The sequence below is a fragment of the Leptospira bandrabouensis genome (genome assembly GCF_004770905.1).
Taxonomy (GTDB): Bacteria; Spirochaetota; Leptospiria; order Leptospirales; family Leptospiraceae; genus Leptospira_A; species Leptospira_A bandrabouensis.
Genome location: NZ_RQHT01000014.1, coordinates 1214822 through 1230631, shown reverse-complemented (window position 1 = coordinate 1230631; position 15810 = coordinate 1214822). Strand labels below are relative to the sequence as shown.

Below are 15810 nucleotides of genomic sequence, written 5' to 3'. Positions count from 1 at the left end.
TGAATTTTTACAAGGACTGTTAGAAACACCAAGGAGAAAGAGGAAAACAGGAAGGGAAAAAATCGTTTCTATTTTTTAAAATCAGTCTATAACAAGGAAAAATGAAACAGAACCTAATTTATCTATTCCTTGTTTCTGTCTCTTCCATGATTTTTGCGGAGGGCCGGGAAATGGAAACCTCAATCCTCGAAGGAAAAATCAAAAAATCAGAATGGAGTTTGCTCTTAAAAAGACAGACCTACCACTACCTTCCTTACGAATACAGCTCTCTCACGGATAAAAATGAATCCATTGTCCCCACTCGTTCTAGTTCCGCTTTGAAAGAAAATGGAAAGGTTCTCATTCCCTTTGTCTTCAGTTATGAAAACTTAGAGAAAGGATTCAAAGTAGATCTTTCTTATTTTGAAATTGAAATCGTAAACGCAAATACTCTACTTTACCAACAGTCGGCCCAAGGTGGAAATGTATCCCGGTTTTATCTTTCTCCGACGGCTCATTCTGAGTTTGAACTGAACCTTTACCAAACATTTTTACTTAACAAAGATTGGAAATTATATCTGGGAGGTGGGGTTCGTAATATCAACAGGTATCTCTATGGGAACTATTTAGGCCAAGGAACCTTCAAAGAATATTTTTTTACGTATGGGCCGCAAGTCTCAGCCCAATCTGTCTACCAACTCTCCCAAAAATTAGCACTCCACCTAACAATGGATGTATTCTACACACAAGGCACTAGGTTTTTCAAACAACCTAACTTAATGGAGGACCGATTCCAATATTCCCTATCCACTGCTGGTACAGAAGGAATCTTTCGTGGTTATGAATGGGATGGATCGCTTTCCTATTCGTTTCATCCGAATATGAAATTTTTTGTGGGTTATAATATGATTGTTTCTAAGTTCTCCTATTTGCATTACAATGAAATTCAATTTAGCAGTAACACGGCAAATTTAGGATCACAGAATCCTTCCGTGACAGACACTTGGGAATGGAACCTCCCGAAAAAATCAGAAAACTTTGATCGTTTGCGTGGAATTTATTTGGGAATGATGGTTAGTTTTTAAGAAATCTTTTTTGGAACTAGGATGGATTCACATGGTTCATTGTTGTCTAAAATAGGATGGAAACAAATGTTTTTGACCAACTTGCAAAAGAGTATGATACAAACGAAAGAATAGAATTAGCAAAAATCATTGCCAGTGCCGTGCAAACAGAATGCCAAGAGAGCCAATCAAAAACTTTATTTGATTATGGTTGTGGCACGGGTCTTGTCGGCCTTACCTTAACATCCTTAGTCGACCATGTGTTATTCATTGATTCCTCGGAACCCATGTTAGACATTGTCCGCGAAAAAATCAAAAGAAAGAACATACAGAATGCAGAGGTAATCCACTCCAACTTTCTGCAAAACTCGAAAACAAAAAAAGCAGATATTTTACTGGTTTCTTTGGTTCTTTTGCATATCCCCGATACAAAAAAGATTTTAAAGTTTTTTTATGAAATTCTAAATCCCCAAGGAAAGATCGCCCTTGTTGATTTTGATAAAAATGAAAAGATAAATCATCCCAAAGTGCATAACGGATTTACCGATTTAGAAATTAAGTCCTTACTCTCTGCAGTTGGGTTTCACAATATAAATAAAAATACGTTTTATCATGGGAAAAATATTTTTATGAAGGAAGATGCATCATTATTTTTGGCAACAGGGATTAAGTGATATCTCTGACAAAATCAAATTGTAATCCCAAAAATTCCTTTATAACAAACGAATTCCGAATCGACCTAGAACCAACTGATATAGATAAAACAAAACTACCGTAAAAACGATACTGAATAACATGGCTACCCAAAACCCGTAAGTGGCATTTAGTTTTGGAAATAACAAAAACATAGGTAAAGTGGGAATCACAAACCAAAAAGTATAATAGGCATGGTTCGAGATTTTTTCTGTGCCAGCATTTTCAAATTTTAACCAAAACAATGTTAGAATGGTGACCAATGGAAGAGAAGCGATGAGGCTTCCTACTCGATCATTCCGTTTTGCCACTTCCGAAATGATGACAACAAGTGCCGCAGTGACTAAGTATTTGATTATCATAAAAATCATAAATAATTTCTCCAAATTCAAAATTTGGCAGTTTTTAGTAGTTTCTTAATTTCCATTAAAGAGTATTTACGATCAAGAATTTGTTTCATTCAAAAAATACAAACAAATAGATCCTCTTACTCTTATTTTAATAGCTGTGTCGCATCATATTTTTAAAAAAGAGAATCATCTTTGGTGTTAACTCCCATCCCCCCGCGCCATTTACGCTGAGTGTATCGAAGTGACGATAGAAGCGGAAATCCGAAGGATTGAAACGAAAAGCGCGGTCGGATTAAAATCAATTCTTCATTCGCATAACCAATGCGAGGCGCCCAAACAAAAAAAACAAAAGAGGCATCTAATTCCAAAAAGGATATGGGTATAAAAAAACCCACCAAAAGGTGGGTTTGATTTAGAGAAAAGTCTCTAGGTAAGAAATTTAAATTTCTTATTTAGAAACGACTTGGAAAGTCACACGACGGTTGATCGCGTCTTTTTCATCAAAACCAGAAATTGGCTTAGAAGAACCAGCAGCTTTTGTTACGATTCTGTCAGCAGGGATCCCTTGTTTTACAAGAGCGTCTTTCACTGCATCAGAACGAATTTGTGAATAGTATCCGTTTCCTTTTTTAGCACCTTCTGCTTCTTCTGGACCAGATGCATCCGCATGACCAGTTACTTCTAAAGCATATCCTTCAGGAAGTTTTGCAAGAGCGTCTTTGATGTAAGAAACGTTGTCTTTTGCCCAAGTTTTGAAATCTTCTGCTTGGATGTCCGCTTGTTTATAGCTAAAACCTCTGCGACGAACACCATCTGGGTAACGGTAGTCTTTAAGTGCTACGTTGATTTCGTCCAAAAGAGCTCCGTTGAGATCTCTAGAAGAAACTCCAGTTGTGTTGTCCGTTGTTGTGGACGTTGTTTCTTTTGGAGTTTCTTTTTCTTCAGAAGACGAACAATTCGTTAATGAAAGCGAAAGACCTGCGAGGAGGATGAGGCTTAAAAAAAATCCTTTTTTCATCAGTTGACCTACCTTAATGTTTCCATAGTTTAGTTCTTTTCATTAGATAACAACCGAAAATGCAAATATTTGTAACCGTTTCCGAAGATTATGACCAAAGTCGCCTAGATGTCTTTCTAAAAGACAATGCTGGAGACGATCTCAGCCGTTCAACCGTTCAAAAGTGGATTGATTCTGGATTTGTGACAAACAAAACCAAAGATCAACTCGCCCATAAAAATGGATATAAAGTGACCGTTGGCGAAGAATATGTAGTGGATGTGATCGCAAGACCACCTTCAAGACTCGAACCCATCCCTATGGACATTCCTGTTCTTTATGATGAGGACGAATTTATGGTTATCCATAAGAAGGCGGGGATTGCTTGTCACAGTGGACCGGGAGACGACCAACCTTCCCTTGTGAATGGACTCCTCCACCAATTCAAAAACCTATCAGCCACAGGTGGTGAACGTCGTCCAGGGATTGTGCATAGGCTCGATAAACCTACAGAAGGGGTTCTCATCATTGCCAAAACCGATCGTGCCCATGCAGCCCTCTCCAAAATGTTCCAAGACAGACTCGTGGATAAAACGTACTACGCTTGGGTTTTGCAAGCTCCTGTGGAATCGGAAGGGACTGTCAATTTACCCATTGGCCGCCATCCCGTCGAACGAGTGAAAATGTGTGTACGGGAAGATGGACGAATGGCCATCACTCATTACAAAACAGAAAAAATTGTCCAAACACAAACCGGACGGAAATACAGTTTGATGAAACTAGGGCTGGAAACCGGTCGTACCCACCAAATCCGTGTTCATATGGCAAAGATTGGTTGCCCCGTCGTAGGTGATACATTGTATTCTCGTTCGGCAAAAGACTATGCACAATATGGACTTTTACTTTTTGCCAAACGATTGGAGTTTCCTCATCCTTTTATTGCCGACAAACGAATCTTAGTGGAACTTGATTTTCCAGAAAGGTTCAAAACCTTTGAACGGAAATGCCCCAGTTACTAGTGGGACGTATCTTTTCATAATCATGTTTGTAAAGAAATATGATTTCCGATTGCCAGTGATTTTTTTATGAAATTGCGAAATGTAAAACCAATCCTCATCTTACTGATTTTATTTGGCAGCTTTCATCTGTTTTATGATGTCATCTATGAAAATCATTTGGGGGAAGGTACTGATAGCGATATTTTATATCCTTATTTGTTTGCACGGGATTTTTGGACTGGCGGATGGGAAGGTGTTCGAGGATGGAACCTTCCTCCTTGCACCACTATTTTTCCTGATTTGATCTATGCCATCCTTGCCTATCCCATTGTTTCTTCGATTTACTGGTTCCACTTAGTTTTTGGATTCCTTGTATTTTGTCTGCCTTATGCGTTAGCCAGATCCCTTGGATTGGCCAAACGATTCTCTTATTTGGTTTCCTTGGGATTTTTTATGTTTGCGGGACTTGATCCCAACCAATTGGGCCAGTTTTACTTTCCCAGCTTCCATGCGATGACCTTTTTCTTTGTTATCTGGACTTTGTTTGAATTGGATCATTGGAACCCCAAAAAAGGCAAAGTTTGGTTTCGGTTCCTCCTCCTTATGACCCTTGTTTGGGTTTCGGAATATTGGTTTTTCATCAACTTCTCACCGTTTTTAATTTTTTATGCCCTTGTTCGTTTGCGTTGGCAAAGTGTAGGACCACTTAGCATGGGTTTTGTGGGATATCACTTAGCAAAGTCCATCGGCAAAGGACTGCGATGGTTGGGGATCGGCACAATGGGATCCGACAACCTCTCTCACCTCACCAAACTAATGAATACATTTCATTCGATTCTTATAGATCCAAATTCTGTTTGGCAAACACTGGTTCATTCCGTCTCAAACCAAGAGGTACTTTCGGAGTGGTTCTATTGGTATTTGGTGATTGGATCTTTGTTTGTACTTTTATCTCTTTTTCGGAATCAGGGAAAAGATTTTTTTCTCGATTTCGTTTTTTACCTTTCTCCTTTGATTTCCATTTTCATTTTATATACCATCCAAATAGAACCAAACATACGTTATTTTTACATCCTTCCTTTTGGAATTTTGTATTTTTCCTTTCGATTGTTAGAAAGGATTCCTTTCATTCGATTTGGAATTCCAATTGTTTTGGTGTTTGGATGTTTTTGGTATTACTTAGGCAAACATTCCGAACTTACAACAATGGTCAAAGCCGGAGAAACCAAACGAAATCACAGATTGGAATGTCTTTCAGAATTTGATCCGAACCTTCCCGGTGCTGCCACGTACTGGCCCATCAAATACAGTTATGCGTTTTCCCATCAAAAATGGACTCTTGTTCCTTTCACAAAAGACGGAGTGTACTACCCTTGGGTGGCCAATTTTACTTGGGATGGAAACTTAAAAAACCAATCCTTTGTTTCCTTTTCCTGGGGAGTGACCGAATCCAAAGAAAATTTGGAAAATTGGAAAGGGGTCCGTTTGGTGAAAGCTTGCGAAGGTTGGTATTTTTTTCGCAGAAATTGACAAGATGGAATTCTTAAACTCAAGAATTCGATTGATTCTAGTTTTCCTTCGAACAGTTTGGGACAGGTAATGATAGAAATTCTTTCTGATCCCACAATGTGGCTTGCCCTCTTTACATTAACTGCTTTGGAAATTGTCCTAGGCATTGATAACATTATTTTTATATCCATCCTATCTTCGCGGTTACCTAAAACCAAACAAAAGTCAGCAAGACAATTGGGTCTTTTACTGGCTATGTTAACTCGAATTCTTTTGTTATTTTCCCTTTCTTTCATTATGAAACTCACAACACCTATTTTTACGATCTTAAACCATTCTATCAGTGGCCGTGATATCATTTTGATTTTAGGAGGACTCTTTCTCATTGCCAAGTCAACTACGGAAATCCATCACAAACTGGAAGGAGAACCAGAGTTAGGTGAAGAATCCGGCAAAAAAGTTTCCTTTACCAAAGTCATTGTACAAATCATGATTTTGGATATTATTTTCTCTTTAGATTCAGTCATTACGGCAGTCGGGATGACTGACCAGTTAGGTGTGATGATCGCTGCAGTGATCTTATCTGTGGGATTTATGTTGTTATCCAGTGGGAAAATTTCTGATTTCGTAGACAGCCATCCAACCATCAAAATCCTTGCTCTTAGTTTTTTAATATTGATTGGGGTTGCCCTTCTCGGAGAAGGATTAGAACTTCATATTCCAAAAGGTTATATTTACTTTGCTATGTGTTTTTCTGTGATAGTAGAGTTTCTAAATATGAAACTCCGATCCAAACCTGAAAAAAAATAAATTATAAGATTATAAGGAAAATTCTAATGAAACGAAAAGAGTTTATCAAACGATCCGCTTTATTGTATACAGTTCTCCAACTTCCACTGCGAAGTGAATCCAAACCCGAAGATGAAAAAGTTTCCTCGGAGAACTCAAAAGAATCTCCTTGGTTAGAAGCGGAAGATCTTTCCGATTTCCGTACGTTACTTGTTAGTTTACAATCATACCCAAAGGGAATTCAGTTGGCAGGTAATTGGAGTCCAGGAAAAGTTTTTACTCACTGTGCACAAAGTATTGAGTATTCTTTGAAAGGTTATCCTGAAATGAAATCGGCACTATTCCGAGGTTCTGTTGGCAAAATTGCCTTTTCAGTTTTTGCTTTTAAAAATAAAATGAATCACGGATTAGAAGAACCCATTCCTGGCGCGGAAGATATTTCCAATGATACCGAACTAAAGGCAGGAATCAAAAGACTGATCCAAGCCATTGATGATTTTTCCAAAGCCAAAGAATCTTCCCTTAGGCCTCATTTTGCTTATGGGGAACTCACAAAAGAAGAATACGAAGTGGCACATAGCCTTCATATCAAAAATCACATGGAACGAGTGTTACTCTAAAATCGATTCTATTTGTTGGCAGAGATCCTCTGCCTTATACATTTTCGATAAATATGCAGATACTATCGTTTCTAATCCTTCCTCTTCCAAAAATTTATCACCACCGGAAAGAGGAGCATCCGAACTAATCAAAATGATCGGAATTTTTTGGTTCGTGTGACGACGCCCTTCCCACTCATGGATCAAAGAAATTCCATTCATTCCTGGCATATGTAAATCGGTAATAATTAGCGATGGTGTAATCCTTGATAAATGCGATAATGCTTCTTCTCCATTCCCCGCTTCAATGACTATCCATTGATTTCTTCGCATAACCTCCGCTAGATCCGATCTAAAATTTCCAGAATCATCTACGAGAAGAACCGACTTTGTACTTTTTGATAACGAAATTTCAAAAGAGGAACCAACACCTAATACAGATTTGATTCGAAGTTTGCCAAAATGAGCTTCTAAAATATTGTTACATAATTGCAAACCAAGACCTGTTCCGCGTTCACCCGCAGTTCCTGGCAAACTTTTGATTGTTTCTTCTCCTGTAAGTCGATGGATTTGTTCTTCGCTCATACCCAATCCCCGATCTCGGATTTCCACAGATAACCATTTTCCCTTATAAGAAAGACCTATCCAAACTTCTGAATTCAGGTAGGAATATTTGATAGAATTGGTAAGAATATTTTTAAACACCTCTCCGATCAAAGTACGATCGGCAATGATTTCCGCTTGGATGGGAGTCTCTTTTTGGATGCGAATTCCTTTGAGTGTGGCCAGTGGTTCGACCGATTCGATTATTTCATTCAGTAATTCGTTCACACAAAACTGAGATTGGATGAGTTTGGTACCGAAGGCATCAAACCGACTTACATCCAGTAATTGCTCTAACATTCGTAGGGATTGAGTCACACCAGTTTTACAAATTTCTAAAAATTTCTTTTTTTCCTCTGCTGTGGTTTCGCTAAAACTAAAATCAATCACATCCAAAATTTGATTCACACTATTGAGAGGCGAACGTAAGTCATGCGAAATTAGAGAAACAAAGTTTGCTTTCCAACGATTCGCTTTTTCCAATTCTAAAGTGCGAGCTTTTACTTTTTTTTCGAGAGCTTCCTTTCTTTTGTATAATTCTTTTGATAAAGATTCGGATCGTTTGTATACACGAACAAGGCCAAAAGTTACACCTAATGTTTGTGGAAAAATAAACAAATATAAAGAGACAAGACCCAAAGGTCTATATCCAAATGTTGGATTGGCAATCAAAAGTATATCGATAAGGCCGCCAATGATAGCTAGTAACAAACTGAAAAAATACAACCTACTTTCCTTTCTATGAAAGTATAAGGCAAGAGACACAGACAAAAGCCCTAAAATTACAAAAGCACCTGATAGGATTTCAAAACAAAAAGAAATATCTGCGAGATGTGAAACTGGCGTAAACATAACAACAAAGAGAAAAATCAATGCATAGATTTTTAGAAAGATCAACATACGTTTAAAAAAACGCATTTGAGGCATGTTCAGAACAATATAACCACCAAAGTACAAAACCAATACAAAACCGATGCGAGAAAATCGAAACAAAGGAATACTAAATTCATCAGACAATAAATTATATAAAATTCGAGTCTCCATCAAAGTGGAAGAAAGAATTAAAATTCCTAAATAAACAAAAGACATTCGAAGTGCATTTTTTTCGGATCGATTAATAAAAAACACTAACGCATGATAAATGGCCAAAAACGTCATAAAGATCATAATGATCCATGACATTGTAAAATTCACATTCCAGATATGAATGATGTTTTGTAATTTACCCAAACGAATGAGGCCATGAATGCCAGCATACTTATGCGAAAAATTTGAGATATGAATGACTAAATCTAACTTATTAGAAACAACCATGAGAGGAATGATTTTTGTATGAAAGGAAGGACGGTGGAATTCCTGAGTGGTTGAAGTGGTTCCATTCTCTGCTACCAATTCACCATTGACAAAAATTTTATAAGCACTATGTAATGCGGGAACGGAAAGTGCAAACGGCTCCTCATTCGAATCCGAATTTGGCAAAATAACCGTTAGGCGGTAAGTTCCAAATCCAAAACTAGGATACTCTTCACCATCCTCATTTTCCTGTGAAAACCAAGGAACTCCCACACTTAGATAGGATTTATGTTCGGGAGAATTCCCTTTTGGATCCAAGAATTCATTCCAATAAAATTCCCATTTTCCTGTGAGGTTTATCGTTTCCCCTGAAAAATCGACAGTTTGAACATCGACAACACCATCTTTTGCGAGTAAGGTTGGATAGGCATCAAACCGGCAAGAGGTGGTGCCAAGGAACATAAGACCCAAAATTAAGGGATATCTACAAAAAATAAGTAAGCATGAAAAATATTTTTGGATGGATGAGAAGAATGCGCTGAGAATCATAAGGCTGTGGAATCCGTAAAAATTGCCATCTTAGAAGATCATTCCGTTGTCACTGAAGGAATCATATCTATCCTGAAATCCAATCCTTTCTTTTCTCTTGCCGGAGAATTTCGAACAGCCGCTGATTTGTTTCATTTTTTAGAATCGAATCCCATTGATCTTTTAGTTTTAGACATCGATTTACCAGATCGGAATGGAATCGATGTATTACGTGAGATTAAAGAAAAACACCAACCTACAAAAGTCATTATCTTTTCTTTACATGGAAGCCGGGTTTATGTGGAAGATGCATTAAAAGCAAAGGCAGACGGCTATATGCTAAAGTCTGACCCAATTTCCAAACTTCCTGAAGTCATCGAACTTGTGATGAAAGGTGGGTCCTTTGTTTCCGAAGGTGTGAGCAAAGTCCAACTTCCTTTCTCTGCTTTTCAAATGGAAATTCTAAATCTACTCGTACAAGGGCTGTCACAAAATGAAGTTGCAGATCGTATCCAAAAGTCTAGAAAAACAGTGGAATACCATCTCAACCAGATGAGGACCAAATTCTCCTGTAAAAACAATAACGAGCTCATTTCCAAATACGAAAAAGAAATACAAAAATAGCCATTTCGTGATTTTCTAATCTTTGGTTTCGACTAAACTATTAGTATGAAACATATCTATTTACTCCGTCATGCCAAATCGGAATGGGACGAACCTTATGATTCTGATTTGGAACGGACACTTTCTCGTCGTGGAAAGGAACAATCGAAAGCCTTACGAGAATATTTAAAAGAAAGTCGTTTTGAATTTGACCAATGTTTGGTTTCCCCTGCCGAACGAACCCAAAAAACTTACACCTCACTACGCAAAGAAATCCTTCGTTTTCCCAAACCAGAATTACGTGAGGCCATTTATGATGCGGACAAAGAAGACCTCCTTTTTTTATTACATGGTTTGTCCTCTTCCGTACGTTCCGTCTGCCTAGTCGGACACAATCCTGGATTAGAGGATTTAGGAAGTTCCCTTCTCTTTGGAGAAACGGACACATCTAGATTTCAGAAATTTCCAACGGCCTCATTTCTCGGCTTGAGTTTTTCTGGAGATTCATGGAAAGATATAACTTGGGGCAGTTGCCAATTGGCAGTTTTCTGGATCCCTGGGCAAATAGGCAAAGAATGAAACCTTTATATTCAGAAGAAAGAATCCACCAACGTGTTGATGAGCTCGCAAGAGAGATATCTCGCGATTTTTTAAGCAAAGACTTAGTTGTCATTGGAATCTTAAACGGTGGATTTATTTTTACCGCCGATCTTTGTCGCAGCATTGCCATTCCCCACGAGGTAGACTTTATGGCTGCCTCCTCTTACGGCGATGGAACAACTTCTGGAGATTTAAAAATCACCAAAGAGCTCAAACATTCAGTCAAAAATAAATCTGTCCTTCTAGTGGAAGACATCGTAGATACAGGCCAAACCTTAGAATACCTTTTGGAAGAAGTAGGAAAACAAAATCCCAAAGACTTAAAAGTGGCGGCCCTCTTTTGGAAAAAATCCAAAGCCAATCCACACATTCCTGTCCACTATCCAGGTTTTATCATCGAAGATGAATTCCTTGTGGGTTATGGTTTGGACTACAAAGGCAGATATCGCAATCTTCCTTATGTGGCAAAATTAGAAGGAACGGATTCTACTCTTTAGAATAATCCATTCCCTTTCCAATTCGCCTGTTTTTTCAGCAAACAAAAGTTAAGAAAATGAATACCCCAATGAGTAAATGACCCACTCGGGCGCCTCGCATGGGTTAGATGGCAAAAATCCAAATCTAACCCGACCGGGCTCACTCCGGGGTGCGCTTACGCTACCGTCTCACCTTTGTCAGGTGAGACCAAGCCCTTCGGATCCCTGGCGCTGGGATTGGTTGCCAGAGAAACAGGTTGCATAAACTAAAGATAAGACCGGTTGGTTTAATTTAGAAAAGAAGAATCCATTCCTATTATGACTTCATGAGGTGGCGTATCAGAATCTTTTTAAGGAATTCCCCAAATTTACCTTTTGAAAGAATGTTTGGTAATTTTTTATTTAGAATTCAATGCTAAATTTCATTGCTAAAACCAATACGACTGCCACAACCGTATTAAAATTTTAGTTATTCGGTTCAGGGAACCTTGCCTGTTGGACTTAGTTTGGATTCATATTCAGGAGAAATTAAAGTAACTACTACTGCAATCACCGATTCTACACCAATTACCATTACAAGAAGTAATCCCGGATATGGCACTTTTACAATCACACTCCAAGTTGTAGATACAAGTGCAACCATGGTCTATGGACAATACGGGTCATTTACCTGCGCATCTACTTATAATACAGGGGCTTGTGCAATCAGTGCCGTTGCATCGAACCAAAACCTAAGTTCTCCTTATGGAGTGGTTACCGATTCCAATGGAGCAGTTTATATTTCCGGTGTAAACCGCGTCCAATACTATCCACCTAACATAAATATTTCTTCTAGAGTGTACGGACAACCAGATTTTACAATGGAGGAAGTTGTAATGCAGGAGTCATTGGACCTAAAAGTCTATATTCCCCTACTGGAATTTTTTTCAACAAATCCGGCCAACTATACATAGCTGACCGAATGAATCATAGAGTTTTAGTTTACTAAGAAGCACAAACAAAGAAAGTTTGTAGTTCTAAATTTAAAACGGAATACTCTCTAAGTAATATTTATGTATTTAACTCGAAAAACGTTTTTACTTTACTGGCTCTGCAGAGACTTCCACTTCTGGAAGTGATGCTCTTAAATATCCCGATTGTAAAACAGCAACTTGACCTTGTTCACTGGTAAGGAAAGTAACAAACGCATCAATTTTATCACCTTGGTCTGTTTTATAAATGATAAATAACTCACGAGCTAATTTATATTTTCTATCATAAACATTACGTACCGAAGGGGCAACATAAGGATCTTTTATGGTTTTAGCATAATCCAAAGCCTTAAGTTTGTCTTTGTTTTCAACAAGAGCAGATCCCATACCCATATAACCAATGCTATTTGGATTTTCTTGGATATATTTAGACATTTCCGCATTATCTTTTACTATTTTAGCTTCTTTAGAAAAAACATTGGTTTTATATTCATTAAACTCGCTAAGTCCCAAATCTTTTCGTTTGAGGATATGGTTTTGAAAGTAGTCTTGGGTTCCGGATTTATCGTTACGAATCACAATCGAAATGGGAGCATCCGCTCCACCCACTTCCTTCCAGTTTTTAATTTTGCCAGAAAAGATATCGGAGGTTTGCATTAGATTGAGTTTGGTTACAACATTCTTTGGATTCACAACAAGAGCCACTCCATCGTAAGCCAATCTTACTTTTTCTAAGTTGCCAGTTTTGCGAAGATCATCAAATTCAGCTTGGTTTAAGTCGCGTGAGGAAACTGCCATATCGATCTCACCTTTTCGTAGTCTGTCAATTCCCGATTCGGATCCTCCACCTTCAACTGTTACACGAACATTAGAATTTACTTTTTCGTATTCAGCTCCTAAATAACGCATCATACTGTTCATGGTTTCTGAACCTGCCACTTTTAAGGTTTGTTTTTCCTTACAAGCGACAAAGTTAATTGTAATCAAAATGTAAAAAAGCAGGGAAAGGTTTTTCATGGTAATTCAGGTAAAGCCAAAAATCCATCCTTCGTCAATCGCAAAAACCGCTAGTTTTTTCCATTTCCCCTATCAGTTTTTCAAAAAATACCCCGATCTTTGTTTTGTGAAAACTCCCTACCGATTGATTTTACTTTGTTTTGTAATATTTCTAACCTTAGAAGGTTCGACCCCTGTTCCTACTGAGAAAACCAGCTTTCAATGGAAATGGAAAGAAAATCAAGTATTGGAGTTAAACGAATACCATAACGTTTTTTTTCGTGTCGGTGCAAAAACGGTAGAACGAGAAGATAAAAACAGAGTGGTCATGAAACCGAAAAAATGCACACCTGACTCTTGTTTGGTGAATTCTTGGTTTGATACCTATATTCGTTATGGAAAAACTTCTGGCCCTTTTTGGAAGGATAAAGAATTTACTTCGGACTTTACTCTTTTTCGTAATGGCCGTTATGAAGTTCCCAACGAATTTACAATGCCAAACCTCCGTAGTTTTCCGAGTTTTCCGGAAACACCAGTTTCTGTTTCTGATGTTTGGAAACTCCCGGCCGAAGAATCCTTTGACTTTAATTCTGAACGCATTCGTGTCAAAGTGATTCCCGAATATACCTTCCAAGGAATTTTTCCTTGGTCGGAAGGAAATTACAAAGGGAATTGTGAAAAAATCACTTATACCTACCCCATCTTTTATTCAAAACCTGACGGGGAAAAAATGGTTCCGAACGTTCCCTACAAAATTTTCGGTTTTGCTTCGGGGACTGTTTTTTTTAATGCTACCCGCGGTGTTCCCGAGTTTAAAGAAGTAAAATTATCTTATACTTTTATTTATCCAAACGGAACTGTACAGGAAGCAAACTTTCATATCAAAGGAATATATTTTCTACGTAACCAAATCAATACAAAAGATAAAGAATCCATTCGAGAAGATATCCTTGGTGATTTAATTGTGGGATATACTGGTGATCCGAATGGGTCAAAGTTAGGTGATCGTATCAAAGATCATAACAATGATAAAGAACCGAATGGAAAAAACTTAGGAAGGATTACGGATACTGGTGAAATTCCTAGACCCGAAAAAGATTCTTCTCTCGAGAAACTTCCGGTTTCTGTTCGTACTTCCGAGGATGGAATTGTATTCTCTTTGGATTCTATTCTTTTTGATTTTAATGATAGCAAATTAAAACCTGATGCAGAAACCGCAGTCGCAAAAATTGCAGAAATTCTTAAAAAATATCCAGATAGAGAAATTAGAGTATCGGGTCATACAGACAATATCGGAAAAAAAGAATACAACAGGAAACTCTCTGAAGATAGAGCAAAGTCCGTCTTACATTCGCTAGTTGATAATCATAAAATGGATGAAAAACATATCTCCTTTAAAGGTTATGCAGACGATCTACCAATTGCCCCCAATGACAGTGAAGAAAACCGTCATAAAAACCGCAGGGTGGAAATTACTTTAGTTTTGGACTAACCAATTTGTAAATCGAGACCCACAGAATAAGGAGGAACTAAAGGTTCACTTTCTTTTTTTCCTCTTTCCAACAATGTTTCCATTTCTTTGCGCATATCGGTAAGTAAACTTTGAACCCCATCTTTTTTGTTTGATTGGTAAATCTTATAATAAGGTGCAACGGAGAATGTTTGTGCAACTACCACATGTGCATATCTTGCTCTCATTTCAGTTTTCCCAAAAATATGTTTTTCAAAACTACAAATCCATTCCATCAAACGTTCGGCAGAAGGCCATTGGATTAAATTCTTTGGTTTGGTAATGATAAAGGCGTAGGCAGTGTCTACCAACTGTTTGGCTCTACGAATATTTTGATCCGTTAGATTCTTAGGTGTAGTGGAAAGAGGAGAACCCGCTTCTAAACTTTCGATGGTCATAAAAAGAAGCCTTAGTTTCTGGATGGCATTGTCCGATTCTTGAAACTTTACACCCAGGATCGAAGCCGCTAAATTCAGTGCCGTGTGTCTTGCCCTTCCTAAACGATAATCAAAATCTTTTCCATCCGTTTCCGCACGAGGAATTCCTAATTCAAATTCAGTTTCTTCCAAAATCACGCGACCAACAGTTAGAAATCTTCTTAATAAAGTACGTCCACCGGGATAAAGTTTGAGTTTACGTTCGATCCGAGAAAGCGAAGTTTCAATGTCGGCAAGGATGGAATCCCTCGAACCGGAAATTTTATATTTCACAAAGGTGGGTTGGATCCACAATTCAGCATGTGGATCTTTTTCCAATGCAGCTTCTAATCCCCAAAAGGAAACTTGGGCCACACCCGGCATAAACGATACTAAATTATCATTTTCTCCAGAAACCATCCCTTCTGGATACATGACAAGTTTGCCATCTGCTTCAGCTAATATCTGCTTTGTGGTCTTAATCGCATTACGATTTAACCTACCTGAAATGATAGAAAAAGCGCCTACTCGTTTGATCACTTCACCTACCAAACCAAATCCCCAATTAAAAATACTTCGAGATGCCATAAAATGAAATCTTGTTCCAATTTTATTGGCTACGTAATATGCAATGATTGGTTCTAAATCTGTTGGTTGGTTAGATAAGTATATGACTCGTTTATTTTTGATTTCTTTTAAACGAAGTTCATCTTCTTTTGTTATCTCCACTCCATCAATATTGAAAAGGAGTTTGGAAAGAATAGGAAAACTTATATCCAAGCCCAATGCAATGGGAAATTCAAAACGTGGAGCAATAAAAAGATCTTTCATACAAT

At 37.9% G+C, this 15810-nt stretch carries 16 protein-coding genes; 11 read left to right on the top strand and 5 right to left on the bottom strand.

Features of this window, described 5'->3' with window-relative positions:
* The first annotated feature begins 101 nt into the window (after positions 1–101).
* Complete coding sequence (locus EHR07_RS13075; protein ID WP_135745475.1) at positions 102–1064, top strand: LA_2444/LA_4059 family outer membrane protein; 963 nt, start codon at positions 102–104, stop codon at positions 1062–1064.
* 56 nt (positions 1065–1120) lie between these two features.
* The gene (locus EHR07_RS13070; protein ID WP_135745474.1) at positions 1121–1717 is read left to right on the top strand and encodes a class I SAM-dependent DNA methyltransferase; all 597 of its coding nucleotides are present in this window, start codon (positions 1121–1123) and stop codon (positions 1715–1717) included.
* A gap of 39 nt (positions 1718–1756) precedes the next feature.
* Here EHR07_RS13070 and EHR07_RS13065 read toward each other — a convergent pair whose 3' ends face one another.
* Both EHR07_RS13065 and loa22 read right to left on the bottom strand, forming a co-directional pair.
* Positions 1757–2107 (bottom strand): DUF3147 family protein, encoded by a 351-nt coding sequence (locus EHR07_RS13065; RefSeq protein WP_135745473.1) that lies wholly within the window; start codon positions 2105–2107, stop codon positions 1757–1759.
* A 427-nt stretch (positions 2108–2534) separates the two neighbouring features.
* The gene (gene loa22, locus EHR07_RS13060; RefSeq protein ID WP_208739855.1) at positions 2535–3107 is read right to left on the bottom strand and encodes an OmpA family outer membrane lipoprotein Loa22; all 573 of its coding nucleotides are present in this window, start codon (positions 3105–3107) and stop codon (positions 2535–2537) included.
* Positions 3108–3163: 56 nt separating this feature from the next.
* Between loa22 and EHR07_RS13055 the strand changes: the two genes are divergently transcribed.
* From EHR07_RS13055 to EHR07_RS13040, 4 genes are all read left to right on the top strand, one after another.
* Positions 3164–4102 (top strand): RluA family pseudouridine synthase, encoded by a 939-nt coding sequence (locus EHR07_RS13055; RefSeq protein ID WP_135745471.1) that lies wholly within the window; start codon positions 3164–3166, stop codon positions 4100–4102.
* 66 nt (positions 4103–4168) lie between these two features.
* Positions 4169–5611: a hypothetical protein gene (locus tag EHR07_RS13050; RefSeq protein ID WP_135745470.1), complete on the top strand. Its 1443-nt coding sequence runs from the start codon at positions 4169–4171 to the stop codon at positions 5609–5611.
* Positions 5612–5683: 72 nt separating this feature from the next.
* Positions 5684–6400, top strand: coding sequence for a TerC family protein (locus EHR07_RS13045; RefSeq protein WP_208739853.1), 717 nt, complete (start codon positions 5684–5686; stop codon positions 6398–6400).
* Between the two features lie 26 nt (positions 6401–6426).
* On the top strand, positions 6427–6999 hold the full coding sequence (locus EHR07_RS13040) for a DUF1569 domain-containing protein (protein ID WP_135745468.1): 573 nt from the start codon (positions 6427–6429) through the stop codon (positions 6997–6999).
* Here EHR07_RS13040 and EHR07_RS13035 read toward each other — a convergent pair.
* Positions 6991–9336, bottom strand: coding sequence for a hybrid sensor histidine kinase/response regulator (locus tag EHR07_RS13035; RefSeq protein WP_135745467.1), 2346 nt, complete (start codon positions 9334–9336; stop codon positions 6991–6993). The two genes, EHR07_RS13040 and EHR07_RS13035, sit on opposite strands and share 9 nt — an antisense overlap.
* Positions 9337–9429: 93 nt before the next feature.
* Here EHR07_RS13035 and EHR07_RS13030 point away from each other — a divergent pair, with 93 nt between their 5' ends.
* The 4 genes from EHR07_RS13030 to EHR07_RS19360 all read left to right on the top strand — a co-directional run bounded on the left by EHR07_RS13030 (position 9430) and on the right by EHR07_RS19360 (position 12069).
* Positions 9430–10026, top strand: a complete 597-nt coding sequence (locus EHR07_RS13030; protein WP_135574094.1) for a response regulator transcription factor — start codon at positions 9430–9432, stop codon at positions 10024–10026.
* Positions 10027–10071: 45 nt separating this feature from the next.
* Positions 10072–10584 carry a SixA phosphatase family protein gene (locus EHR07_RS13025; protein ID WP_135745466.1) on the top strand — a complete coding sequence of 171 codons (513 nt, stop codon included), beginning with the start codon at positions 10072–10074 and terminating at the stop codon, positions 10582–10584.
* Positions 10581–11102: a hypoxanthine phosphoribosyltransferase gene (gene hpt, locus EHR07_RS13020; RefSeq protein WP_135745465.1), complete on the top strand. Its 522-nt coding sequence runs from the start codon at positions 10581–10583 to the stop codon at positions 11100–11102. Before EHR07_RS13025 ends, hpt begins: the two co-directional genes overlap by 4 nt.
* A gap of 865 nt (positions 11103–11967) precedes the next feature.
* The gene (locus tag EHR07_RS19360; RefSeq protein ID WP_135746286.1) at positions 11968–12069 is read left to right on the top strand and encodes a hypothetical protein; all 102 of its coding nucleotides are present in this window, start codon (positions 11968–11970) and stop codon (positions 12067–12069) included.
* Between the two features lie 88 nt (positions 12070–12157).
* Here EHR07_RS19360 and EHR07_RS13010 read toward each other — a convergent pair whose 3' ends face one another.
* Positions 12158–13069: a phosphate ABC transporter substrate-binding protein gene (locus tag EHR07_RS13010; RefSeq protein ID WP_135745464.1), complete on the bottom strand. Its 912-nt coding sequence runs from the start codon at positions 13067–13069 to the stop codon at positions 12158–12160.
* On the opposite strand from EHR07_RS13010, the gene EHR07_RS13005 reads away from it, so the two are divergent.
* Entirely contained in the window at positions 13068–14540 is a 1473-nt protein-coding gene (locus EHR07_RS13005; RefSeq protein ID WP_208739790.1) for an OmpA family protein, read from the top strand. The two genes, EHR07_RS13010 and EHR07_RS13005, sit on opposite strands and share 2 nt — an antisense overlap.
* Here EHR07_RS13005 and EHR07_RS13000 read toward each other — a convergent pair.
* On the bottom strand, positions 14537–15805 hold the full coding sequence (locus tag EHR07_RS13000) for a lysophospholipid acyltransferase family protein (protein ID WP_135745463.1): 1269 nt from the start codon (positions 15803–15805) through the stop codon (positions 14537–14539). The genes EHR07_RS13005 and EHR07_RS13000 overlap by 4 nt on opposite strands.
* Positions 15806–15810 lie beyond the last annotated feature (5 nt).